This is a genomic window from Moorena sp. SIO2C4, assembly GCF_010672485.1.
In the GTDB taxonomy this organism is placed as follows: domain Bacteria; phylum Cyanobacteriota; class Cyanobacteriia; order Cyanobacteriales; family Coleofasciculaceae; genus Moorena; species Moorena producens.
In genome coordinates this window covers 1-1,733 of record NZ_JAAHGN010001324.1, presented here as the reverse complement: position 1 = coordinate 1,733, position 1,733 = coordinate 1, and the positions used below count along the sequence as shown (strand labels likewise).

The following is a 1,733-nucleotide window of genomic DNA, read 5'->3' as shown; positions in this document are numbered from 1 at the left end:
GAGCATGTCCAGGATGAATATTTGTACATTATCTATAGCCCCCTCATGGGTAATTGCTTCCGCTAATGGGACATAGTACAAATGTTCTGCAACTTTGACCTGCTCCCGCCAAAACAGCGTCGAAGCCCAAGAGGCTCATCACCCAAAAAAGTCTGACCATCTCTGTAGCTGAATCCTAGAGACAGAGCAAATTCTTCCCGAGGTGTGCGGTACAACGGTTGACGAAATCGAATTTCATATAGCTCAGATTCTCCCTCAATATCAAAAACATTGAATGGTGCTTGAGTCACCCGATTACGGTCGATCACTGTTCGCAGTTCTAAGGTACCATTTCGGGGATTGAGGGGAAAGCGATAGCCAAAATCAAAAATATTAGACCCGCCAGTGGTCGAACGGCGATAAGTGAAGGAAATTTCATCCCCATTGCCAGTTAGGTTGAGATGGCGAAGATTAAAGCTGATTCGTTCAGAACCAATACTAGGAGGTGAGTAATTATCAACCCCTACACTTCCTTTGAACGGATTAGCTTCCACAACACGAACAATCAGAATGCTCTGTCCTACTTTTGTTCCTTTGCGGAGGCTCGCTTCTATACTTTCCAACTTTGGGTCAAGCCGTAACAATCGTAATTGTTTTTCCAAATCAGTAGTATTGAATGGTGTTCCGGTACCCAACTGGACACGGCTGCGGATATAGTTGGGATTGAGGCGGCGTGTTCCTTCAACTTCGATCTTTTCTATACCCCCTTCTATAACACGGATTGTAACAATGCCCTTGGTAATGTCAATCGTTTGCTCAGCAAGAAGAATTGCTCTAGTGTTAATATAGCCCTGCTTGAGGTAAAGGGTAGTAATAGCATCCGCGACTTCTCTTAGTTGCTCAATAGTCAGGGAGCGTCCTTGATAGGGTTGTATAATCAGCTTAAACTGCTCTGGTGAAAAGATGGTGCTACCAATGACTTCAATTTTATCAACTTGAATGGTTTTAGAGTCCAAAGCAGTTAGTCTAGCAGGTGTAGTGGCTTGAGTTTCTAGTATAACTGGTCCAACTGAATCTGATAGTATGGGCGCTAATAGTTCAGCTATCTGATTTTGATAATTTCCATCAACCAATTTTACTGACTCCTGAGCGGTTTTATGCTCCTGCTGCTTAAGCAGAAGTTTACTTGCTCTTAGAGATCTATGATTGCTTGGCAAAGAAGTTAGGGTTACTGCTAGGGCATCATTACAACTGGTACAGGCAATTATTAAATACAACGGTGTAAATTTATTTGATATGAATTTATTTAAGAAATACTTTATAAGCACAATTTGAATTAACATCTGATGCCAAAGCAATCCGATCTTCGAGCGCATCGGGTTTTTTATTCTCCTTGGGTGGGGATATCTAGGGATTTTGGGTGACAACGAATGGTCCAAACGTAAACGCCACTAAAAAGCCTAACCCTGATTAGTTCAAAAATTCCAAAAAACTATCACCATCGTCTATCGCAGTTATAGCTTATATCAAATTCGTTTAATTACCCATAATCAAAATCTCTACCCTGTCTGACCGTGTGGTGGTTTTTCCGGTGTCAGTCTAACCTGTGGGTATTCAACAGGTCCGACCCGTGGCGAATTTAATAATTAGATGCGGAAAGCGCACCTAACGGACTTGAGATGAGTTGTTATTCTCTTCAAACCACTTGCGATCATAACCAATTAAGCACACTTGAGGTACGACCCGTGGCGAAT

Annotated in this window: 1 protein-coding gene; it reads right to left on the bottom strand. The window is 42.2% G+C overall.

Annotated elements, in window-relative coordinates:
* Positions 1 to 62: 62 nt before the first annotated feature.
* Positions 63 to 1,256, bottom strand: coding sequence for a ShlB/FhaC/HecB family hemolysin secretion/activation protein (locus F6K20_RS37120; RefSeq protein ID WP_287298209.1), 1,194 nt, complete (start codon positions 1,254 to 1,256; stop codon positions 63 to 65).
* Positions 1,257 to 1,733: the final 477 nt, after the last annotated feature.